Annotated in this window: 20 protein-coding genes and 2 tRNA genes; 9 read left to right on the forward strand and 13 right to left on the reverse strand. The window is 57.3% G+C overall.

Features of this window, described 5'->3' with window-relative positions:
* Nucleotides 1-65: 65 nt before the first annotated feature.
* A complete protein-coding gene (locus tag VJ651_RS19015) occupies nt 66-860 on the reverse strand; it encodes a LytTR family DNA-binding domain-containing protein (RefSeq protein WP_324108951.1) in 795 nt (264 codons plus the stop codon).
* A complete protein-coding gene (locus VJ651_RS19020) occupies nt 857-1,927 on the reverse strand; it encodes a histidine kinase (RefSeq protein ID WP_324108952.1) in 1,071 nt (356 codons plus the stop codon). The genes VJ651_RS19015 and VJ651_RS19020 overlap by 4 nt, the downstream gene beginning before the upstream one ends.
* Nucleotides 1,928-1,971: 44 nt before the next feature.
* Here VJ651_RS19020 and argH point away from each other — a divergent pair, with 44 nt between their 5' ends.
* The 3 genes from argH to VJ651_RS19035 all read left to right on the forward strand — a co-directional run bounded on the left by argH (nt 1,972) and on the right by VJ651_RS19035 (nt 6,100).
* On the forward strand, nt 1,972-3,372 hold the full coding sequence (gene argH / locus VJ651_RS19025) for an argininosuccinate lyase (RefSeq protein ID WP_324108953.1): 1,401 nt from the start codon (nt 1,972-1,974) through the stop codon (nt 3,370-3,372).
* 443 nt (nt 3,373-3,815) lie between these two features.
* The gene (locus tag VJ651_RS19030) at nt 3,816-4,400 is read left to right on the forward strand and encodes a TRAP transporter small permease subunit (RefSeq protein WP_324108967.1); all 585 of its coding nucleotides are present in this window, start codon (nt 3,816-3,818) and stop codon (nt 4,398-4,400) included.
* Between the two features lie 17 nt (nt 4,401-4,417).
* Nucleotides 4,418-6,100: a TRAP transporter large permease subunit gene (locus VJ651_RS19035; RefSeq protein ID WP_324108954.1), complete on the forward strand. Its 1,683-nt coding sequence runs from the start codon at nt 4,418-4,420 to the stop codon at nt 6,098-6,100.
* Nucleotides 6,101-6,261: 161 nt separating this feature from the next.
* Here the strand turns inward: VJ651_RS19035 and VJ651_RS19040 are convergent, their stop codons facing one another.
* From VJ651_RS19040 to VJ651_RS19050, 3 genes are all read right to left on the reverse strand, one after another.
* Nucleotides 6,262-7,353: a TRAP transporter substrate-binding protein gene (locus VJ651_RS19040; RefSeq protein WP_324108955.1), complete on the reverse strand. Its 1,092-nt coding sequence runs from the start codon at nt 7,351-7,353 to the stop codon at nt 6,262-6,264.
* Between the two features lie 291 nt (nt 7,354-7,644).
* Entirely contained in the window at nt 7,645-8,724 is a 1,080-nt protein-coding gene (locus tag VJ651_RS19045; protein ID WP_324108956.1) for a TRAP transporter substrate-binding protein, read from the reverse strand.
* 396 nt (nt 8,725-9,120) lie between these two features.
* Nucleotides 9,121-10,200, reverse strand: coding sequence for a TRAP transporter substrate-binding protein (locus VJ651_RS19050; protein WP_324108957.1), 1,080 nt, complete (start codon nt 10,198-10,200; stop codon nt 9,121-9,123).
* A 941-nt stretch (nt 10,201-11,141) separates the two neighbouring features.
* Here VJ651_RS19050 and VJ651_RS19055 point away from each other — a divergent pair.
* Complete coding sequence (locus VJ651_RS19055) at nt 11,142-12,476, forward strand: dicarboxylate/amino acid:cation symporter (RefSeq protein ID WP_324108958.1); 1,335 nt, start codon at nt 11,142-11,144, stop codon at nt 12,474-12,476.
* Between the two features lie 79 nt (nt 12,477-12,555).
* Here VJ651_RS19055 and pmbA read toward each other — a convergent pair whose 3' ends face one another.
* A complete protein-coding gene (pmbA, locus tag VJ651_RS19060; RefSeq protein WP_324108959.1) occupies nt 12,556-13,920 on the reverse strand; it encodes a metalloprotease PmbA in 1,365 nt (454 codons plus the stop codon).
* Nucleotides 13,921-13,992: 72 nt separating this feature from the next.
* Here pmbA and yjgA point away from each other — a divergent pair, with 72 nt between their 5' ends.
* From yjgA to VJ651_RS19075, 3 genes are read left to right on the forward strand one after another with little or no spacing between them, the layout of a single operon-like run.
* A complete protein-coding gene (gene yjgA, locus VJ651_RS19065; protein WP_324108960.1) occupies nt 13,993-14,580 on the forward strand; it encodes a ribosome biogenesis factor YjgA in 588 nt (195 codons plus the stop codon).
* Nucleotides 14,558-15,196 carry a molybdopterin adenylyltransferase gene (gene mog / locus VJ651_RS19070; protein ID WP_324108961.1) on the forward strand — a complete coding sequence of 213 codons (639 nt, stop codon included), beginning with the start codon at nt 14,558-14,560 and terminating at the stop codon, nt 15,194-15,196. Before yjgA ends, mog begins: the two co-directional genes overlap by 23 nt.
* A gap of 2 nt (nt 15,197-15,198) precedes the next feature.
* A complete protein-coding gene (locus VJ651_RS19075; RefSeq protein ID WP_324108962.1) occupies nt 15,199-15,870 on the forward strand; it encodes an alpha/beta hydrolase in 672 nt (223 codons plus the stop codon).
* Between the two features lie 63 nt (nt 15,871-15,933).
* Here the strand turns inward: VJ651_RS19075 and purU are convergent, their stop codons facing one another.
* Both purU and VJ651_RS19085 read right to left on the reverse strand, forming a co-directional pair.
* Entirely contained in the window at nt 15,934-16,803 is an 870-nt protein-coding gene (gene purU, locus VJ651_RS19080) for a formyltetrahydrofolate deformylase (RefSeq protein WP_324108963.1), read from the reverse strand.
* A gap of 238 nt (nt 16,804-17,041) precedes the next feature.
* Complete coding sequence (locus VJ651_RS19085) at nt 17,042-17,569, reverse strand: bactofilin family protein (protein ID WP_136419359.1); 528 nt, start codon at nt 17,567-17,569, stop codon at nt 17,042-17,044.
* Nucleotides 17,570-17,866: 297 nt separating this feature from the next.
* Here VJ651_RS19085 and VJ651_RS19090 point away from each other — a divergent pair, with 297 nt between their 5' ends.
* Nucleotides 17,867-18,889 carry an NADP-dependent oxidoreductase gene (locus VJ651_RS19090; RefSeq protein ID WP_414691362.1) on the forward strand — a complete coding sequence of 341 codons (1,023 nt, stop codon included), beginning with the start codon at nt 17,867-17,869 and terminating at the stop codon, nt 18,887-18,889.
* A gap of 63 nt (nt 18,890-18,952) precedes the next feature.
* Here VJ651_RS19090 and VJ651_RS19095 read toward each other — a convergent pair whose 3' ends face one another.
* The 5 genes from VJ651_RS19095 to VJ651_RS19115 all read right to left on the reverse strand — a co-directional run bounded on the left by VJ651_RS19095 (nt 18,953) and on the right by VJ651_RS19115 (nt 21,820).
* Nucleotides 18,953-19,348 carry a hypothetical protein gene (locus VJ651_RS19095; RefSeq protein WP_324108965.1) on the reverse strand — a complete coding sequence of 132 codons (396 nt, stop codon included), beginning with the start codon at nt 19,346-19,348 and terminating at the stop codon, nt 18,953-18,955.
* A gap of 240 nt (nt 19,349-19,588) precedes the next feature.
* Entirely contained in the window at nt 19,589-20,164 is a 576-nt protein-coding gene (locus VJ651_RS19100) for an elongation factor P (protein WP_136419364.1), read from the reverse strand.
* A 110-nt stretch (nt 20,165-20,274) separates the two neighbouring features.
* Nucleotides 20,275-21,471, reverse strand: coding sequence for an elongation factor P maturation arginine rhamnosyltransferase EarP (gene earP, locus VJ651_RS19105; RefSeq protein WP_324108966.1), 1,197 nt, complete (start codon nt 21,469-21,471; stop codon nt 20,275-20,277).
* Between the two features lie 147 nt (nt 21,472-21,618).
* A tRNA-Glu gene (locus tag VJ651_RS19110) sits at nt 21,619-21,694 on the reverse strand.
* Between the two features lie 50 nt (nt 21,695-21,744).
* Nucleotides 21,745-21,820, reverse strand: a tRNA-Ala gene (locus VJ651_RS19115).
* Nucleotides 21,821-21,929: 109 nt separating this feature from the next.
* Here VJ651_RS19115 and VJ651_RS19120 point away from each other — a divergent pair.
* Nucleotides 21,930-22,264, forward strand: a 335-nt coding sequence (locus VJ651_RS19120; RefSeq protein ID WP_414691361.1) for an SDR family NAD(P)-dependent oxidoreductase, incomplete at its 3' end; no start/stop codon positions are given.

Here is a 22,264-nt window from a genome sequence, read left to right on the forward strand (position 1 = left end):
GTTCTCTCTCGCCGTCCAGATGGAAAAAAGTGCCCCGATAATCCGGGGCACTTTTTTTCACGAACTTACCGAACCAGCGCCTTGACCACTGGCCATTGCCGCCGCGAAATCGGCAGCCGCTCATCGACATCGCGCAGAATTACCTGCCACGATTCATGCACCTTGTCCGGCTCGCTGTCACTGTCGATGGCCTGCACTCCCCGTTCGACGCCGAGAATGGCGTTGCGGGCGACCAGCGCATTGCGATGCACGCGCACAAAGATGTTCCTGAACTCTTCTTCGATCGAGGTGAGCGATTCTTCGATCAGATAGTCCTGGGCCCTGGTGCGCAAGGTCACGTATTTCAATTCCGCCTTGAGATAAAGGACGTCACTGACCGGCACCAGGAGCAGGCGGCCGCGCTCCTGCACGGAAAAGTGCTGACGTGCCGATTGGAGGGTCTTCCCGGCGTCTGTAATCGCCTCTGCCTGCGTTGAGGATTGCGCGCGCATTGCACCGGCGCGCCGGATGGCGTCCGCCAGACGCGACGCGCGCACCGGCTTCAGGAGATAGTCCAGCGCGTGCACCTCGAATGCTTTCACCGCGAATTCATCGAAGGCGGTTACGAAGATCACCGTCGGCGATGGCGCAGCATTTCGGATGAGGTGCGAGGCCAGTTCGATTCCGGTCATGCCGGGCATTTGCACGTCGAGCAGAACAATATCCGGCCGGGCGTCGGCGATACCGTCCAGCGCTGCTTGCGGACTGCTCGCCTCGCCCGCAAGTTCGTGCGGGCACTCTTCCGCAATGTCCGACAGCAAGGTCTTGAGCCGCGAACGCGCCGGAGCCTCGTCGTCAACAATGAAGAGGCGCGGTTTCATGCACTCCCCTTCACATAAGGAAAGCGCAAGCGCACCTCGAAGAAACCACGCACGATTGTCGTCGTCAGTTGTGCCTCGACGTCGTACAACAATGCCAGTCGTTCGCGAATGTTTTCCAGCGCCATGTGATTGCCCATTCCTGCGGGTGCTTGTTCATGAAATGTATTCACAACAACAATTTCGATGCGATCGATGGACCGGCTGACCTGAATCCTGACCGGAGACGCTTCCATCGCCGGCTCCACCCCGTAGTGCACCGCGTTTTCAAGCAAGGGTTGCAGCAGCAGGACGGGAATTTGCGCCTTGTGCAGCACCTCCTCGCCGATGTTGCCGGTATCCCATGTCACTTGCAAACGTTCGCCCAAGCGGATTTTCTCGATCGACAAGTACTGCTTGCACAGCCGAATTTCATTCTCGAGCGTAGTCATGTTGCGCGGGTCGCTCATCAATACTCGAAACAAATCCGCCAGGTCTTCCAGTGTGGTTTCCGCGCGACGCGGTTCGGAGCGGATCAGCGACAACACCGCGTTCAGGCTATTGAACAGGAAATGCGGCCGAATGCGTGCCTGCAGCGCCTGCAAGCGCGCCTCCACCAGCGCCGGTGAATGCGCCCGCGTGCGCAGCTCGAAATAATGCTGGAACAGGCCTCCGAGGAGTGCGGCGGCGATGGCTCCTTTCAGGACGGTCAGGCTGGCAAATCCGCTCATCAGCCAGTCCACCGTCGAGAACATGTAGACAACGGTCGCCGTGACTGCGGCCGGCACGACCCAGCAGGCGGCGCGCTGAGTCCAGCGCCACAGCGCTTCCGTCGCGCCGGAGCGGGGAACCATGCGGCGCAATCCGCACAAGGCGAACAAGGACCAAAGGCATGCCAATTCGACCATCATTGACGCTTCGACAAATTCCAGCATGCCCCGCTGCCAGTTGCTGGCCTGGATGAGTATGCCTGCGAGCACTGCCGCGTTGACGCCGAGCAGCGTACGAAACACCACGCCAATGTTGCAACAGTCCGGAATGAGAATCTCGGTCGGGCGGTCGGCCTTGACGGAAGCGATAGATAACGGCATAGGCAAGGCTTGTTTTATAATCACATATTCACCGGAATCCGATTATGACAGCACAACTCTCCAAAAAAAGCGAGGCCTGGTCGGCCCGTTTTTCCGAACCCGTCTCCGATCTTGTCAAACGTTACACCGCGTCGGTGTTCTTCGACAAGCGCATGGCCGACGCCGATATCCAGGGCTCCCTTGCCCACGCCGAAATGCTGGCGCACCAGGGCATCATCAGCGCGCAGGACCATGCGGACATCCAGCGCGGCATGGCACAGATCCAGTCCGAGATCGCGTCGGGAAAATTCGAATGGCTGCTGGACCTGGAAGACGTTCATTTGAATATCGAAAAGCGCCTGACCGAACTGGTCGGCGACGCGGGCAAGCGACTGCACACCGGCCGTTCGCGCAACGATCAGGTGGCGACCGACATTCGCCTGTACATGCGTTCGGCGATCGACGATATCGGAGGCCTCCTGCGCGAGCTGCGTCTGTCGCTGCTGGATCTCGCCGAACAGCATGCCGGCACCATCCTCCCCGGCTTCACGCACATGCAAGTGGCACAGCCGATCACCTTCGGCCACCACATGCTGGCCTATGTGGAAATGTTCAGCCGCGATGCCGAGCGCATGATCGATTGCCGCAAGCGCGTCAACCGGCTGCCGCTGGGCGCGGCCGCCCTGGCCGGAACGACCTTTCCGATCGACCGCGAACGGGTCGCAAAAACACTCGGCTTCGACGAAGTGTGCCGCAACTCGCTGGACGCAGTGTCGGATCGCGACTTCGCCATTGAATTCTGCGCGGCAGCCGCATTGGTCATGACCCACGTGTCGCGCATGTCGGAAGAGCTGGTGATCTGGATGAGTCCGCGCGTCGGCTTCATCGATATCGCCGACCGCTTCTGCACCGGCTCGTCAATCATGCCGCAAAAGAAGAACCCGGATGTGCCCGAACTCGCGCGCGGCAAAACCGGCCGCGTGAACGGCCATCTGATCGGTCTGCTGACGCTGATGAAGGGCCAGCCGCTCGCCTACAACAAGGACAACCAGGAAGACAAGGAACCCTTGTTCGATACGGTCGACACTGTCACGGACACGCTGCGCATTTTCGCCGACATGGCGCGCGGCATTACCGTCAAGCCGGAGGCCATGCGCGCGGCAGCATTGCAAGGCTACGCGACAGCAACCGACCTGGCCGATTACCTGGTCAAGAAGGGCTTGCCGTTCCGCGATGCCCATGAAGCAGTGGCGCGTGCCGTGCGCACCTGTGAACAGCGCGGTTGCGATCTCACCGACCTGTCGCTGGACGAGATGCGCGCATTCTCGCAACTGATTGAAGCCGATGTCTTCGACGTGCTTACGCTGGAAGGATCGGTCGCGGCTCGCAATCACATCGGCGGCACAGCGCCGGATCAGGTCCGTGCAGCGATTGCGCGTTGGCGTGCGCAACTGGGCCAAGAATGAAGACGTGCCGCCGGCGCGCGCGCATTGCGTCGGCGGCACTGCTGAAGCGAGTTTTATGCTGCCGTCAGCACGATTCAAAAGAAGCGCGTACACTTCTCGGCATGCATCAATCCGCATCGATTCAATGACACGATGGTTGATGCACGCAACTCCTCCCGCTCCCACGCGACTGCGACAGTCGCCCTGTTCAGAAAACGAATGCAGTACGTGTTAGTACTTACGCATTGACACCTAAACATCGCTGTTTAGATGAAAAAAACACGCACCTATTGCGTCGCAACATGAAAAGAATATGTCCCCTCTCGGGGAACTATTCGCTTGCAAGTTGAAATGTCATATACTCCCCCCGAACCATGAACAGCCCCACTCTGCGGGGGAACCGGCCGCAAATAAAAATCAAGCGCCCCGGACCACTGATTTTTTTCATAATTGGAGACACAACCATGTCTTTCTTACTCTCGTTATCGAGGCTCATTGACACAATCAATGAGAAAATCGGACTCGGCGTCAGCTGGGCTCTCCTTCTCTCCGTCCTGATCTGCACGGGCAACGCACTCGTCCGGTATTCGTTCAACACCAGCTCGAACGCATGGCTTGAAATTCAGTGGTATCTGTTTTCAGCGATTTTCCTTCTCGCGACCTCGTATACGCTGCGCCGCAACGAACACGTCCGCATCGACGTGATCGCCGGCCACCTCTCCAAACGCACGCAAGTATGGATCGACCTGCTCGGCTTCCTGATTTTCCTGTTGCCGATGTCGATCATCATCCTCTATTACGCTGTCCCGTACGCATTGCTCTCCATTGAAAACCAGGAAGTCTCCAGCAACGCCGGCGGCCTGATCGTCTGGCCTGCCAAGCTCCTGATCCCGATCGGCTTCTTCCAGTTGACCATGCAAGGTATCTCCGAGCTCATCAAGCGCATTGGCTACCTGCAGGGCAAGGTAGATGCCAGCGCATTTGAAAAGCACGCCGCAACGCCGGAAGAAGAAATCGAGGCGATCAAGGCAGCAAACAAACTTAACTGATCGGCGGAGAAAAAATAATGGAGCAGTTCCTGATTGCGAATATGGCGCCGGTGATGTTTGCCGCGCTTGTGGTGTTCCTGCTATCCGGTTTTCCGGTAGCGTTTTCCCTGGCCGCGAACGGTTTGTTCTTCGGCTTCATGGGAATCGAGTTCGGCCTGCTGAAGCCCGAGTTGCTGCAGGCCTTGCCGAACCGTATTTTCGGCATCATGGCCAACGATACGCTGCTGGCAATTCCGTTCTTTACCTTCATGGGCCTGATCCTCGAACGCTCGGGCATGGCGGAAGACTTGCTCGATACGATCGGTCAGCTGTTCGGGCCTATCCGTGGCGGCGTTGCTTACGCAGTGGTTTTTGTCGGCGCATTGCTGGCGGCAACCACGGGCGTGGTTGCCGCTTCGGTGATCTCGATGGGTCTGATTTCCCTGCCGGTCATGCTGCGCTATGGCTACGACAAGAAGCTGGCCTCGGGCGTGATTGCCGCATCCGGCACGCTGGCGCAGATCATTCCGCCTTCGCTGGTGCTGATCGTGATGGCCGACCAGCTGGGCCGCTCCGTGGGCGACATGTACAAGGCAGCGTTCGTACCCGGTCTGTTGCTGACGGCAATGTATGCCGGCTACGTGCTCGCCGTGTCGATCTTCAAGCCGCACGCTGTGCCGGCGCTTCCGCCGGAAGCGCGCAATCTGCGTGAACCCAATGGTCGCAGCGGCGTGGTTTCGCTGTTGGCCTTGATTGTCCTGGCGGTCGCCGGATCGTATGCATTCGGCTCATACTACGGCGCAGGCCATCCCAATGCGCCGAGCGATGAAGTCGGCATCTTTGCTGCTTCCGTCGGTATTGCGGGTGCATTCGTCCTGGCGCTGCTCAATCGCAAGCTCAAGCTGGGCCTGCTGTCGCGCATGGCCGAACAAGTCGTGTTCGTCCTGATTCCTCCGCTGGCGCTGATTTTCCTGGTGCTTGGTACGATTTTTGTCGGTATCGCAACACCGACCGAAGGCGGCGGCATGGGCGCATTCGGTGCGCTGGTCCTGGCAATGATGAACCGTCGCCTGTCCTGGTCCTTGATGAAACAAGCAATGGATTCGACGACGCGCCTGTCCTGCTTCGTGGTGTTCATCCTGATCGGCTCCAGCGTATTCAGCCTGGTGTTCCGTGCGGTGAATGGCGACCTGTGGGTCGAGCATCTGTTGACCTCGCTGCCGGGCGGCACGACCGGCTTCCTCATCGTGGTCAACCTGCTGTTCTTCGGACTGGCCTTCTTCCTGGACTTCTTTGAACTTGCATTCATCCTGGTACCGCTGGTCGGACCTGTCGCCGACAAGCTGGGTATCGACCTGATCTGGTTCGGCGTGCTGCTTGGCGTGAACATGCAGACTTCCTTCATGCACCCGCCGTTCGGTTTCGCACTGTTCTATCTGCGTTCAGTGGCGCCGAAAGAGGTCAAGACGTCCGACATCTATTGGGGGGCGATCCCGTTCGTGCTGATCCAGATCATCATGGTTGCGCTGATCATCATGTTCCCGCAAGTCGTGTCGATCGGCAAAAAGACCGACATGAAGGAACAGATCGAACTGAAGATCGATATTCCGACCGGCGGCCAGAGCAGCGATGCGCCGCAGTTGAACTTCTCGACGGACAGCGACACGAAGGCAGACGAGACGCCGCAGTTGAACTTCTCGTCGGACGCAGACAAGAAGTAATCGGCTCTTCCCGCTCGAAACCCCGCACGGATATTCCTGCGGGGTTTTTTTATGGCTTGTCGGCCCGAAGACTCTTGTCCGGTGCTGTCTTCCGAATTGGGCAATAAAAAACCCGCAGGGCTTGCGCGCTGCGGGTTGATGTTTGCGTAGAGAGTTCCGCCTCAGCCGCCCGACCTTGCACGGTTGATCATGTAATTTTGCATGCTTGCTTCGGCCACCGAGAACCATTGCGTCTGATCCTGGCGGAAGCGTTTCCAAGGTTCGTAGATCTTCTTGAACTTCGCATTTTTGGAAGCCTCTTCTTCCATCACGTCATGCGCAGCCTTGTAGCAGGCATCCATGACTTCCTTGGAGAAGGTTTGTAGCTTGACGCCGTTCTTGAGCAAGCGTGCCAGCGCGGCCGGATTGCGTGCGTCGTATTCCGCCTGCATCACGACATGTGCCTCGAAAGTCGCGGCCTCAAGCGCTGCCTGATAATCCTTGGGCAGTTTTTCCCATTCCTTGATGCCGACATAGAAGGACAGTTGCGGACCGGCTTCCCACCAACCCGGCGAATAATAATATGGCGCGACCTTGAAGAAGCCGAGCTTTTCATCGTCGTACGGTCCGACCCATTCGGCCGCATCGATCGTTCCCTTTTCCAGCGCCGGATAGATATCGCCACCAGCGATTTGCTGCGGAACCAGGCCGAGGTGCTGCATCACTTTGCCAGCGAAGCCGCCGATGCGCATCTTGAGGCCGTTCAGGTCTTGCACCGTCTTGACTTCCTTGCGGAACCAGCCACCCATCTGCGTACCGGTGTTACCGCCCAAGAAGTTCACAATGCCGTAATCCTTGAAATAGGAACGCAACAGTTCGCGGCCGCCACCCTGATCGAACCACGCGGTCTGCTGGCGCGAGTTCAGCCCGAACGGGACGGCGCAATCGAACGCGAAGGTCGGGTCCTTGCCAAAATAGTAATACGACGCCGTATGTCCCATTTCCACCGTGCCCGCCTGTACCGCATCCATCACTTGCAGCGCCGGCACGATTTCGCCGCCGGCGAAAACGCGAATATTGAACTTGCCGTTGGTCATTGCCGAGACGCGACGGCTGAAAGTCTCCGCAGCGCCAAAGATCGTGTCGAGGGATTTCGGGAAGCTCGACGCCAATCGCCAATTAATGGTGGGTTGGGATTGTGCGAGTGCCGGTGCCGCAATGGCAGTAGCCGATGCGCCGACTGCAGCCTTCTTGAGAAAGGAACGACGTTGCATGTATATGTCTCCTGGATATAGGTATGAAAAGTCTTTACGACTTGACGGAAACACGCCTTATTGTTGTGTAACAAGGTGGCTTACGCCCGGCAAATTGTATTTCTTGAATACATTTACTGCAACGTGAAAATTTACTGACTGGAAAACTGTTTTTGGAGCAGACAATCATCCGTTTTAGCAATCTCGATTCACGCGGCCGGTATCCGGAGCGCAGGCAAAAAAAATCCGCAGTGCTTGCGCACTGCGGATCAAGGGACACTACTGAGTTTGCTTGAAACTGCTGCTACCTGATTACTTGTGAGTGATCATGAAGTTCTGCATGGTTGCTTCAGCCACCGAGAACCATTGATTCTGGTCCTGGCGGAAACGCTTCCACGGTTCATAGATCTTCTTGAACTTCGCATTCTTGCTGGCTTCTTCTTCGTTCACCTCATTGGTGGCCTTGAAGCAGGCTTCCATGATTTCCTTCGAGAAGCTGTGCAGTTTTACGCCATTGCGGAGCAGGCGTGCGAGCGCGGCCGGATTCTTTGCATCGTACTCGGCCTGCATGTAGACATGCGCTTCATAGGAAGCTGCCTCGATCGCGGCCTGGTATTCCTTCGGCAGCTTTTCCCATTCCTTGATGCCGACATAGAAGGAGAACTGCGTGCTCGGCTCCCACCAGCCCGGTGCGTAGTAGTGCGGGGCCACCTTGTACAGGCCGAGGCGTTCATCGTCGTAAGGACCGATCCACTCTGCTGCGTCGATCGTGCCCTTTTCCAGCGCTGGGTAGATATCGCCGGCGGCGATCTGCTGCGGTACGAGGCCAAGCTTCTGCATGACGCGGCCGCCGTAGCCGCCGATACGCATCTTGAGGCCCTTGATGTCGTTCAGGCTCTTGATCTCCTTGCGGAACCAGCCACCCATCTGCGCGCCGCTGTTGCCGCCGATGAAGTTGATGATGCCGTAATCCTTGTAAAAGTCGCGCAGCAATTGTTTGCCGCCGCCTTGCTCGTACCATGCGGTCTGTTGGCGCGAATTCATTCCGAACGGGACTGCGCAATCGAATGCGAAGGTCGGATCCTTGCCGAAGAAGTAGTACGGCGCGGTGTGGCCCATTTCAATGGTGCCGGCTTGCACCGCATCCATCACCTGGAGTGCCGGAACAATTTCGCCGCCCGCGAAGACCCGAATATTGAATTTGCCGCCAGTCAGTTGCGATACGCGCTTGCTGAAAACTTCAGCAGCGCCGAAAACCGTGTCCAGCGTTTTCGGGAAGCTCGACGCCAGGCGCCAGTTGATGGTTGGCTGGGTCTGAGCCAGTGCAGGCGCCGCTATCGCGCCGACCGACGCGCCAACCGCTGCCTTCTTCAGAAACGAACGACGTTCCATTTTGTCTCCTCCGGATTAAACAACATCAAAAAATTGTTGCTGGGCCCTTGTGCAATGGGTTTTGCACAAGGTGTATTGCGAGCCAAATTGTATGAGTCAGGCAATGCCCATGCAACGCAAATAACTGCCGCTATACAGCAGAAACCGAGTGATAAAAGCTCACAGGTGAAAATTATTGATGTCTCCTGCAAGCCTTGCGAAGGCAACATGCCGGTTTCAGGCGAGGCGCCATGCTTTTACCGATCAAGCCTGGTGTTCGGCGGATGCCTTTTGCTGAAAAGAATTCAAGCGTCCTGCTGCAACAAATGGTGTCCCGCCCGTCCGTCAAATGCCTTTGCGTCAGAGAAGGCCGCAGCACGTCTGCGCATCGGACCTCTCTGAATGACTTCCTGTCTTTTACTTGTGAGTGCTCATGAAGTTCTGCATCGGCGCTTCGGCGACGGAGAACCATTGGTTCTGATCGCGCTGGAAGCGCTTGTACGGCTCATAGATCTTCTTGAACTTGGCGTTCTTCGAAGCTTCTTCCTCCATGGTTGCCACCGCCGCCTTGTAGGAAGCTTCCATGATCTCTTTCGAGAAGAAGCGGAGCTTGGCACCGTTCTTGATCAGACGCGCCAGCGCCGCCGGGTTCTTCGCATCGTACTCAGCCTGCATGTAGACATGCGCCTCATAAGAGGCTGCCTCGATCGCGTACTGATAATCCTTCGGCAGCTTTTCCCATTCCTTGATGCCCACGTACAAGGCAAGCTGTGCGCCCGCTTCCCACCAACCCGGCGCGTAGTAATACGGAGCGACCTTGTAGAAGCCAAGTTTCTCGTCGTCGTAGGGTGTCGTCCATTCGACTGCGTCGAGCGAACCCTTTTCCAGTGCAGGATAAATGTCGGCGCCTGCCAGTTGCTGGGGAACGAGTCCGAGCGGCTGCAACACCTTGCCGGCAAATGCGCTGATGCGCATCTTCAGGCCCTTGATGTCATTGACAGTCTTGATCTCCTTGCGGAACCAGCCGCCCATTTGCGCACCGGTATTCCCGCCCAGGAAATTCATGATCCCGTAGTCCTTGTAGAACTCGCGCAGCAATTGCTTGCCGCCGCCCTGCTCGTACCACGCCGTCTGCTGACGCGAGTTCATGCCGAAAGGAACTGCGCAGTCGAACGCAAAGGTCGGATCCTTGCCGAAGTAGTAGTACGGCGCAGTGTGTCCCATTTCGACAGTGCCGTTCTGGACGGCGTCCACCACTTGCAGCGCCGGCACGATCTCGCCGCCGGCGAAGACGCGGATATTGAACTTGCCGCCGGTCAGTTGCGATACGCGTTTGCTGAAGACTTCGGCTGTGCCGAACAGCGTGTCAAGAGACTTGGGAAAGCTCGACGCCAGGCGCCAGTTGATCGTAGGTTGCGATTGCGCCAGTGCGGGTGCGGCAATTGCTCCAACCGATGCGCCTACAGCCGCTTTTTTTAGAAAGGAACGACGTTCCATTTTTTCTCCTGTTGAAATAAAGCACCGAAAACTTCTGCACAAACCAGCGCGCTGTTGATTCAACACGCTGCAACATGCAGCATTAACTCAACTTGGTCTCCTGAACCGACATCTTGGCAGGACAACGGCAGTCGGAACTTGGACAATGAGCCGGTCCATGCCGTTTCCCATTGAAAGTCCGGTTCCTCCTGGCACCAAAAAAAGAAATTGCCCGCAGCACCTGTGCGCTGCGGGCAATTTCAATTACTTTGGCAAACTGCGATCCACCGCCGCATCAACTGCATGGCATTGTGAATCGGTGCTACGTATCTTGCATCAATGAGACCTTCAACAGGATATCGGGACTGCTTCATCGACGGCGTGACCGAAACCACGATCGCTCTGCCGGTCGCCGGATTATTGATGAACAAACGACATCCCACTCTGTCTCCTCTTGTATCAAGCATGGTTTTGTTTAATCGCAGCTCGAATACAGCAAGCTTTTAATATTGCACAATTCTAGAAGCTTGTCCTTGCCATAAGCAATCTTAATCACAAATCCGGGTATGAGTGCTTAGGTAATAATACGTAGGAATAACGCCGACACCACCACCAAGCATTTCGCCCACCACCATCAGAAATCGTCCGACTGCGAACTTCGCTCAGCTCTGCTGGCAACGCCGCTCAAGTAAACGGCACCGCCTCCATCCGCGCAGCTTCTGTCCCGAATCCCACCTTTTCGAACGCAAGTCCATATCGGAAATCAAACAAAGCAAAGAGACTTTCTCTCGTTGCCTGCGTATGTCCACAATTGAGCCCCGCGGCCGGCACAAGCACAATGCCGCTCCATCGCCTGCGGATTGCCTCGCCTCACGCTTCGCGCCTAGGCTCACAGTGCGCGCCACCAATGCCATCGCCCATATCCCGTGCGAGGAGCGAGGCGTAACTCTTGGAGAAGCCACATGCGAAACAAGCCGATCTACAAATCACTCTACGCACAGGTCTTGACAGCGATCATCGCCGGCGTACTGCTCGGACACTTTTACCCCTCGCTCGGCGCCGAGATGAAGCCTCTCGGGGATGGCTTCATCAAATTGATCAAGATGATCATCGCCCCGATCATCTTCTGCACCGTCGTGATCGGCATTGCCGGCATGGAGGACATGAAGAAGGTCGGCAAAACCGGTGGACTCGCCCTGCTCTACTTTGAAGTCGTCAGTTCCATTGCGCTGATTGTCGGCCTGCTGATCGTCAACCTGGTGCAGCCAGGGGCCGGCATGCATGTCGATCCGCATTCGCTCGATACCAAGGGCATTGCTGCCTACACCGCTCCGGGCAAGATGCAATCGACCACGGAATTCCTGCTCGCCATCATTCCAAGCAGCATGGTGGATGCATTCGCGAAAGGCGACATCCTTCAGGTGCTGTTGATTTCCGTTCTGTTCGGTTTCGCCCTGCACAAGTTCGGCGGATGCGGCACGCTGGTGTTCGATTTTGTCGAAAAGATTTCCCATGTGCTGTTCGGCATCGTCGGCATCATCATGAAGGTCGCACCGCTCGGCGCCTTTGGCGCCATGGCATTCACCATCGGCAAGTATGGCGTCGGCAGCCTTCTCTCTCTGGGCAAGCTGATGGCGACGTTCTATTTGACCTGCCTGGTCTTCATCTTCATCGTGCTCGGCACCATTGCACTGATCCATGGATTCAGCATCTGGAAATTCATCAAGTACATCAAGGAAGAATTGTTCATTGTGCTTGGCACTTCCTCTTCCGAATCCGTTTTGCCGCGCATGATGGCGAAGATGGAAAATCTGGGTGTAAAGAAGTCGGTGGTCGGCCTTGTGATTCCGACTGGATATTCCTTCAACCTGGACGGCACCTCGATTTACCTGACGATGGCTGCCGTCTTTATCGCGCAAGCGACCGATACGCCGATGACCTTGCTTCAGCAGATCACCCTGCTGGCAATACTGCTGCTCACATCGAAAGGCGCCGCCGGCGTGACGGGCAGCGGATTCATCGTTCTCGCAGCCACCCTGTCCGCGGTAGGCGGAGTGCCGGTTGCGGGCCTCGCGCTGATCCTCGGTATCGACCGCTTCATGTCGGAAGCCCGGGCACTGACCAACCTGATCGGCAACGGAGTGGCGACACTGGTCGTCGGCAAGTGGACCGGCGACCTCGACTCGGCAAAGATGCAGCAGCACTTGAACAGCGAAGACTTGGAAGAAGCCGAATCGCCGGAAGACGTTCTCGACCAGCTTGAAGTCCCCTCGCTGCCCGGCAACAAGACCGCCTGAGGCACGACATCGCTGTGCCGGCCGATGGCGGTCTCACGAAAGAGACCTTCGACCCGAAACCGGGCCAGGACTTGAACGATCAGTTGCCGGCAACCGTCATGTTCTCGATCAGGATCGAGCCGGTCTCCTTGGTGCCCCGAATCAGGGTATCAGCACCAATGGCGGCAATCTGCAGGAACATCTCCTTCAGATTGCCGGCGATCGTGATTTCCTCGACCGGGTACTGGATCACACCTTTTTCCACCCAATAACCCGATGCGCCACGGGAATAATCGCCAGTCACATAGTTGACGCCCTGCCCCATCAACTCCGTCACCAGCAGGCCGGTGTCGAGCTTCTTCAACATCTGCTTGAAGTTGTCGGTCGGTTGCGTGAGACTGGAAACCAGCGAAAGATTATGCGAGCCACCGGCATTGCCCGTGGTTTTCATTCCGAGCTTGCGAGCGGAATAGGTGGACAGAAAATAACCTTGCACCACGCCGTCCTTCACCACATCGCGCCGAGCGGTCTTGACGCCCTCTTCATCGAACGGCGACGAGCCGACCGCGCCGATGACGTGCGGATCTTCCACGATCTGGATGTGCGGCGAGAAAACCTGCTTGCCGAGCGAATCGAGAAGAAAGCTGGATTTCCGGTACAAGGCGCCGCCGGAGATCGCCTGCACGAACGAGCCGAGCAATCCCGCCGCCAGCGGTGCTTCGAACAGGACGGCGCATTTGCGCGTGTCGAGCTTGCGCCCGTTCAGTCGCGCCAATGCGCGCTCGGCCGCATAACGACCGATGTCCTCCGGTTTCGACAGTTTCTTCGGGTCGCGTGTCGACGAGTACCAGTCGTCGCGCTGCATGTTGCCGCCCTTGCCCGCGATCGGCGCAACCGAAATCGTGTGCCGCGAATACGGATATCCACCCATGAAGCCGCGCGTGTTGGCGGCAACGAAATGCGATTGCTGCGCGTAGACGCTGGCGCCTTCGCTATTCGTGATGCGCTTGTCGACGGCAAAAGCCGCTGCTTCGCAACGCTGTGCAATCTCGACGGCCTCTTCCGTGGAAATCAGCCACGGGTAGCACAACTGCAAATCACGCGGATTCATTTCGAGCATGCCTGCGTCCGGCAAGCCGGCACAATCGTCTTCCGCCGTGAAGCGAGCGATGTTATACGCAGCCTCGACCGTGTCCTGCAAGGATCGTTGCGAAAAATCGGAGGTGCTGGCGTCGCCGCGCCGGATATGGCGATCCTCTCCCATATAGACGGTGACGCCGATACCCTTGTCTTTGTTCTGCTCGATGGTCTCGATCTTGCCTTTGCGCACAGTCACTGCCAGGCCATTGCCTTCGCTGATTTCAACGGCGGCGTGGGTTGCGCCTTTTTCCTTCGCGAAACGCAGCACATCCTGCGCGAGTTGCCTCAACTGGTCCTGGCTATGGGTAAATACTGGGTTGCTCATGAGCTTGTTTTTTTGGGAAGTCGATTAAAACAGTTATCATAACAGTCGTTTACAGAATGGCTTTGATTCATCATGGTTAATCCCAACAGAGGTGCGGTCGGCTTCAAGTCGAGCGAGTTTGAACAGCAGTACGATCGTCCGTCGAAATCCCAACTCAAGCGCGAAATGACCGCGCTGCAGGAGCTGGGAGAAGAACTGGTGTCGCAACCAAAGGATCGCGTCATGCGCGTGCCGATGCCGGAAGACGTGCGCGATGCCATCCTTGAATGTCAAAAGATCAAGGACCATGAAGGACGCCGTCGCCAGATGCAGTATGTCGGCAAGAAGATGCGCTTGCTCGAGGAAGACGAAGTCGCAGCCATCCAGAGAGTCCTCGATAGCTGGAAAGGCGCGTCGAAGGCGGAAACGGCGGCAATGCATGCACTCGAACGCCGACGCGAAAAACTGCTGGCCGACGACAAGGCACTGACCGAACTGAAGGAGCAGTACCCGGAAGTCGACGTGCAGCAGATGCGCGCCCTGATTCGCAACGCGCGCAAGGAGCAGGCTGAAAACAAGCCGCCCAAGGCCTACCGCGAAATCTTCCAGATTCTGAAGCAACTGAAATCGTCACCATCCACGCCAGCGGCAGAACACCATGACGAAGCCGAAGAAGACTAATCCGGACGAACTCCTCGTCGGCCTCGTCTCGATCTCGGACCGCGCCTCCAGCGGCACCTACGAGGATCAGGGCATACCCGCCTTGCGCGACTGGCTCACTGCCGCTGTGACGAGCGGCTGGAAGATGGAGACGCGCCTGATTCCTGATGAGCGCGCGCTGATCGAAAAGACCCTGATCGAACTGGTGGACGATATCGGCTGCGACCTGGTGCTCACCACCGGCGGTACCGGCCCCGCACGCCGCGATGTCACGCCCGAGGCGACGCTTGCGGTCGGCACCAGGGAAATGCCCGGCTTTGGCGAACAGATGCGCCAGATCAGCCTGAAATTCGTGCCGACAGCCATTCTGTCGCGGCAGGCCGCCGTTATCCGCGAAGCGCCGGACCACGCGGCGCTCATCATGAACCTGCCGGGTCAGCCGAAATCGATCAAGGAAACACTGGAAGGACTGAAGGATGCCGATGGCAAGCAGGTGGTGTCCGGCATTTTTGCCGCCGTACCCTACTGCATCGACCTCATCGGCGGACCGTATATCGAAACGAACGAAGCAGTTTGCAAGGCGTTCCGCCCGAAATCAGCTATACGTCCGAAGCAAGACGCGCATCGCCAAGACTGACCATGACGCACAAGCCGCTCGACACCATCGAACTCGAAACCGCGCCCGATCCGCGCGTTTCCATCATCTGGCTGCATGGTCTGGGCGCCGATGGCAACGATTTTGTACCGATCGTGCATGAACTCGACCTGACAGGCTGTCCGCCGATCCGGTTCGTGTTTCCACACGCGCCGGTCATGCCGGTAACCATCAACAATGGCTACATGATGCGTGCCTGGTACGACATCCTGGGCATGGATCTGGCGCAGCGCGAGGATGAAGCCGGCTTGCGCAAATCGCAGACAATGGTGGAGCATCTGATCGCACAGGAGAAATCGCGCGGCATTCCAGCCAGCCGCATCATCCTCGCCGGTTTTTCACAAGGAAGCGCAATGACCTTGCAGACCGGTTTGCGACATCCGGAGAAGCTCGCCGGCCTGCTGTGTCTGTCCGGCTATTTGCCGCTCCATGCCACCCTGCCCGCCGAACGGCATGGCGCCAATCACGAGACCCCAATCTTCATGGCACATGGCCGTCATGACCCTATTGTTCCAATCGACCGTGCAGAGAAGTCGCGCGACATGTTGCTTGCGCTGGGCTACAGGCTGGAATGGCACGAGTACCCGATCGAGCATTCGGTCTGCGGCGAAGAAATCGACGACATCAGCGCATGGCTCAAGCGCGTGCTGGCCTGAGCAGCGGTGCAATGCCGGCAGCGGCGGATGCCGCTGCGCATGAAAGAAAAATCGTCAGCCGACTTATTTGAATACGACCGTCTTGTGCCCGTTCAACAGTATACGGTGCTCGACAAACCACTTCACCGCACGCGCCAGCACCACACACTCCACATCGCGCCCGATTGCTGTGAGCGTGTCCGGTTCCATCGCATGATCCACGCGCTCGACGTCTTGCTCGATGATCGGCCCTTCGTCCAGATCGCCGGTCACAAAGTGCGCCGTCGCACCAATCAGCTTCACGCCGCGATCATGCGCCTGGTAATAGGGCTTCGCGCCCTTGAAGCTCGGCAGGAAGGAATGATGGATGTTGATTGCCTTGCCCCTTAATGCTTCGCACATTTCGGGAGACAGTATTTGCATGTAGCGCGCCAGCACCACCAGATCGATATCGTTGGCCTTCACGATTTCAAGGATGCGCTCTTCCTGCGCGCGCTTGGCTTCCGGCGACGCCCCGGTCGCCAGCGGCAAATGGTGGAACGGAATGTTGTAACTCGCGGAGAGCTGATAAAAATCGGTATGGTTCGATACAATCGCGGGAATCTCCACCGGGAGCAAGCCACTCTTGTAACGGAACAGCAAGTCGTTCAGACAGTGGCCGATCTTCGACACCATCAACATCATGCGCGGCTTCTTGCGCGCGTCGTTCAGTTGCGCATTCATCCCCAGTTCGCGCGCGACCGCGGCGAAATCCGCCCGCAGTTGCACATCGCTCACCGCCGGGTCTTCGGCGGCGAAATGCACCCGCATGAAGAACAAGCGCGACTGCGCGTCGCCGAACTGGGCGGAGTCGATGATATTGCAACCATGCTCGGCAAGAAAGCCCGAAACGCGGTGGACGATGCCGCGGTGGTCGGGACAGGACAAGGTAAGAATATATTCCGGATACGTCATGATGGATTGTGAAGAGTACGAAGAGCTATTGTCGCACGCCTCATCGCAGTAAAACAAAAACCCGGATACGCAGTACGTGATCCGGGTTAGCTGAAGCGCCACGGAGGCGCTTCCTGATTGCCGCCAGCGGCCGCAGGCGGCGGGCTGTTATTTGTGCGAAGTTGGCAGCGCGGTTACTCCAAGCAGTGGCAATTCGCAGCTTTCTTGCTATTTCATTCCCAAGGCGTGCGCTGGACGCTTAGCCTACTTTGGCGACGGACAGGCTGCTCTTGGCGCTGCTGGCCGTACCGACCTGGATGTCGCCCGACAGTTGACCGCCTTCTTCAATGACGACCTTGCCGTAGCGGACCTTGCCCGAGACCTTGCCGGTCGAATAGATCACCAACTTCTGGCGCACGGTCAGTTCACCGTCGAATTCACCGTGGATTTCGGCGATGTCGATTTCGGCGGAGCCCTTGAACGCACCGCGCTCGGCGATCTGGATCACGCGCGAATCGATCGTGGCTTCGACACGACCTTCGACGACCAAGGTGTCGCAATCGGTGATTTCAACGCCCTTGAGCTTGATATTCGGTCCGACGATCAGCTTGCTGCCGCCCTCATTCGTGCTGGACGTGGTGTCTGCATTGTTCGAAGTGCCGCCGACGGGCGGAACGGATTTGTTGAAACCAGACGTACCGGTCGGAACAATGCCGCTGGAGGTATGGAGGGGGGAATTTGGCGTGTTGGTTTCGCGCTTGCCAAAAAGCGTTTCGGAACGAAGCATGTGATCTCCTGAAAATGATGTGCGTAGTTAGAACGTGACTTTTGCGATGTCATGGAAACGCGTCGAGCATTCCCATCGCATCGAAAACGAGGCAACACTTAACTTGCGTTTGCGCTGCAGGAAGCAATCTCCCCACCTCTTGAGTCGCGGCAATGTCGCGGCTCCCCACTTGGTCCGCATGCCAGATGGAAAGTTCCGGCTTTGTTTTGATCTGTTACACTTTTCCAGAAAAAGCACGACCGTTCAATTTCATGTATAGTTAGCCGACCTAACCTCAGATGGAGACAAGAAATGACGATGACAAACCAACAGGTCCGACTGGCTGCTCGCCCGGTCGGCATGCCGAAGCAAAGCGACTGGAAATTCGCCTCGGAGCCGGTGCGCGACATTGCGGACGGCGAAATAATTGTCAAGACGCTTTACCTGTCGCTTGACCCGGCAATGCGTGGATGGATGAATGAAGGCAAATCGTATATCCGCCCCGTGGGCATCGATGAAGTGATGCGCGCCGGCGGCATCGGCAAGGTGGTCGCTTCCAAGTCGCCGAAATTCGCGGTTGGCGACTATGTCTCCGGCGGCATCGGCGTCCAGCAATTCTGGGCAGGTCCGGCCGACGACAAGACCGCCGCGTTTTACAAGGTCGATCCGAAAGCCGCGCCCTTGCCGAAGTATCTGAATGCGCTCGGCATGCCGGGCATGACCGCCTATTTCGGCCTGCTCGACGTGGGTCAGCCCAAGGCGGGTGAAACCGTCGTGGTTTCCGGCGCAGCCGGCGCGGTCGGCCAGACGGTTGGCCAGGTCGCGAAGCAAAAAGGCTGCCGCGTGGTCGGCATCGCCGGTGGCAAGGACAAATGCGATTTCGTGGTCAATGAACTTGGCTTCGATGCCTGCATCGACTACAAGAACGAATCGGTGCGCGACGGTTTGAAGAAGCATTGCCCGAAAGGCGTCGACGTCTATTTCGATAACGTCGGCGGCGAGATCCTTGATGATGTGCTCACGCGGATCAACATGAAGGCACGGATCATCATTTGCGGGGCAATCTCGCAATACAACAACACGACCCCGGTCAAGGGCCCGGCCAATTATCTGTCGCTGCTGGTGAACCGTGCGCGCATGGAAGGCATCGTGGTTTTCGACTACGCCGATCGCTATCACCTTGCGGCAGCGGAAATGGCGAAGTGGATGAAGGAAGGCAGCTTCAAGACACGCGAAGACATCGTCGAGGGCGGAATCGAAAAGTTTCCGGAAGCGCTGCTGATGCTGTTCGAAGGGAAGAACTTCGGTAAACTGGTACTGCAAGTCGCCAAGGACGAATAAGCACCCGTCTGCATTTACATCCTCGGCAAGCCCCTTTCCATTCCGGGAAGGGGCTTTTGTTTTTCAGTTCATGCGCCGGCACTGGCGCAATTCGCATTGCGCCAGAAAACTTGCTCCGGTGTCGCATTGAAGCCGATACACTTCCACTGGACCTTTGGCGGTAATCAGCGCCGCACCTGCGCGACCGGTGCAGCCATAGCTCTTCGCCAGGCGTTCGACGGTTGCAGATGACACGCCCGAGCGGAACGCGACTTTCTGCACCACCGCATTGCCTTCGGCATCGCGGATACTGATCTGGTCTTCCGGCAGGTCGGGGTTGCGCGCGACCTTCGTACGCGGCACGGGCTGCATCTCAGGTTCAAAGTAAGTCGCCGTGCCGCCGAGGCTTTTCGGCACAATCGAGCACGCGGTTGTCAGGACCGATACGGTCAGCGCGGCAATCAATGACAGTCGCTTCATTTCCCCTTCCTTCTCTCGTCGACGAATGCGGATGAATTCTCCGCGGCAACCCGGCAAACAGCCGCCAGTGTATACCGGCAAGGTACGAATGCATAGATGTCAGCGCAGCGCCGGAACCAGGCCCGATCGATCATGGCTCCTGGCGCATAAAAAAAGCGCTGTCGGACATCCTGACAGCGCTCTTTTGCGGCTGGGAAAAACGCTGCCCGCTGTGGCAGCGTTTTTATGAGCCCAGGCAATTTAGTTGCGAACTACCCGCTTGTACTCGTTGGTGCGTGTATCAATTTCGATCACGTCGCCCTGGCTGACAAACAAGGGGACTTGAACCGTGTGACGATGTGCCTCGATGGCATTTTCAATCCTGGCTTCTTTCAGCACGTTGCCCGAAGTATTGCCCTTGACGGCCGGCTCGGAGTACACCACCTCGCGTGCGATCGTGATCGGCAATTCGACGGAAATCGCCTTGCCGTCATAAAACACCGCTTCGCATTCCATGCCGTCTTTCAGGTAATGCAGCGCATCACCCAGGTTTTCTTCTTCGATTTCGTACTGGTTGTATTCTTCGTCCATGAATACATACAGCGGATCGGCGAAATACGAGAAAGTCACCGGTTTTTTGTCGAGAACAACGACGTCAAACTTGTCGTCACCGCGGAACACGTTTTCCAAAGGCGCGTTCGTCAGAAGATTTTTCATCTTCCATTTGTAGGTGAAGCCCGTGCGGCTCGAACCGTTGACGTCGGAACGCAGAACGATAAAAGGCTTGCCGTCAACCATAATGATGTTGCCAACACGAATTTCTTTTGCAGGTTTCATAAGGAATATACGTAAAAAATAAGTTGCATGAAAATCATCAGTCGCCTCGTGGCAGACGGCGCCGGAAGCTCACGCTTGATTGAAATCAAGCGCTAAAAATTAACCGCGCATTATACCTCGTTTTCCGCAGTTTCTGACCGGATTGATGCGGCAAATTTCAGCAAATTGGATGTCAGATCGCCATTTGCGAGCATTTTCTGCCGCCATTCATTCGATCGTGACGTCAGTCTTGGCATATCGGCCTGAAATTTTGTCCAGAGCTCGCGCCAGCCGGCCTGATCGCTTTCATTTTCCACAGTTGCACCGTTCCAGCGTAGCGAGAATGTATTCAGACTTTCAATATCGGCTGAATAACGCTGCAAGAATGCACGCAATTTCTTGTGATGCAAATTTTCGTCTTGCGGATAGATATGCCAGACGAAAGGCTTGCCCGCCCATTGCGCTCGAACGAAGGAATCCTCGCCGCGCACGAAATTGAGGTCACATGCCCACAGCAGCTTGTCGTAATCCGCTTGCGGAACAAAAGGCAAGACGCGCACCGTAAGCGCACCGCGCGTTTGCGCTGCTCCCGATCTCGCCTCCGCACCAAGAAATGCTTGAACCGCCTCGACCGCAACGCCTTCGGGCACCAGGCAAGTGATTGCCGTATCACCGAACTGCCATGCATCGAACAGGGCCGAAACCGGCGCATGCGGATAACAGAACAAGGACAGCTTCAAGGAAGACATTTCTCCCGGCGTCACTCCAAACTGCGCGAGAAAAGCCGTCATGGCCACTTGATCCGATTGAAACTGCTCACGCTGCGCTTCCAGTGAAGACTCATGCAGCAAGCCGCCCGTTTTACTCGTGAAACCGGGAAAGAAAAAATATTTCGTCAACGGCATGCGCGGATGCGGTGAAGGCAAGGCATGACAACCTTCAACCCACTCTTCGGCGCTCAGGCCTTCCAGATTCAGCCATACCGGACGCGGATTGCACTCTGCCATGGCGACGATGTATCCCGGCGGGATGTCGCAGCCAAAAAACTCAATGACAATATCGGCGATATCAGCAGTTGAAAATACGCCGTCCTGATTGCGCCAGTGGCGGACCGTCACGCCGTCAAGCTGCTGGACGTCAGCAGCGATCGCCGCATCCGGACAGATCCGTCGCAAGGTCTGCAAATCGTCGATCCACAAGGTGACGGCGATTCCATGCTCGTGATGCAGTTGCCTTGCCAGGCGCCAGCAGATACCGGCGTCGCCATAGTTGTCCACGACCTTGCAGAATAGGGCCAGGGACCTTGCCTGGTTATTGTTGAGGGACATTTGGGATGATTGGATTCGATCGCTGCACAGCCGCATTCTTGCATGAACTGGCGCGCTGGTCGCCGGCGGAATGATGCCGAAGCATGTGCATTGCGAAAAAGTATGCCGAAAAAGAAAAACGCCACGCGAGTGCGTGGCGTTTTAATTTGGCGTCCCCACGGGGATTCGAACCCCGGTTATCGCCGTGAAAGGGCGGTGTCCTAGGCCTCTAGACGATGGGGACAGTAACCTGTCGATACTACAGCCTATTCTTCTTATTGCACAACTTGTCGCTGGTGGAGGTAAGCGGGATCGAACCGCTGACCTCTTGCATGCCATGCAAGCGCTCTCCCAGCTGAGCTATAGCCCCACAGCGAATCGTGAATTATAGGGTGCGCACCCCTCCTTCGTAAACCATCGCAGCGCCTCGTGGCAGGCGGGCACGAGGCGCTGCGCGCTCGGAGCCTTCGGCTATCATCGTGCCGCGCTCCTACACCGCCGCGATGCCTCTGCCCGCTCCCGACACCGTATTCGAATCGCGGCTCGACGACCGCGTGATCGTGATCACCGGCGCCGCGGGGGGCCTGGGCCGCACCCTTTCGCTCGCCTGCGCGGCGCGCGGCGCGACGGTCGTCCTCCACGGCCGCGTTGTGCGCAAGCTCGAGGCCCTCTACGACGAGATTGTCGCGGCCGGTCATCCGGAGCCCTCAATCCTTCCGCTCGACCTCGCCACGGCCAAGGCCGAAGACTTCGCCAATGTCGCGGGCGCGCTGCAGGCGCAGAGCGCCCACGTCGATGCGATCATCCATACCGC

The sequence above is a fragment of the Noviherbaspirillum sp. genome (genome assembly GCF_035254865.1).
Classification (GTDB): Bacteria; Pseudomonadota; Gammaproteobacteria; order Burkholderiales; family Burkholderiaceae_D; genus Noviherbaspirillum.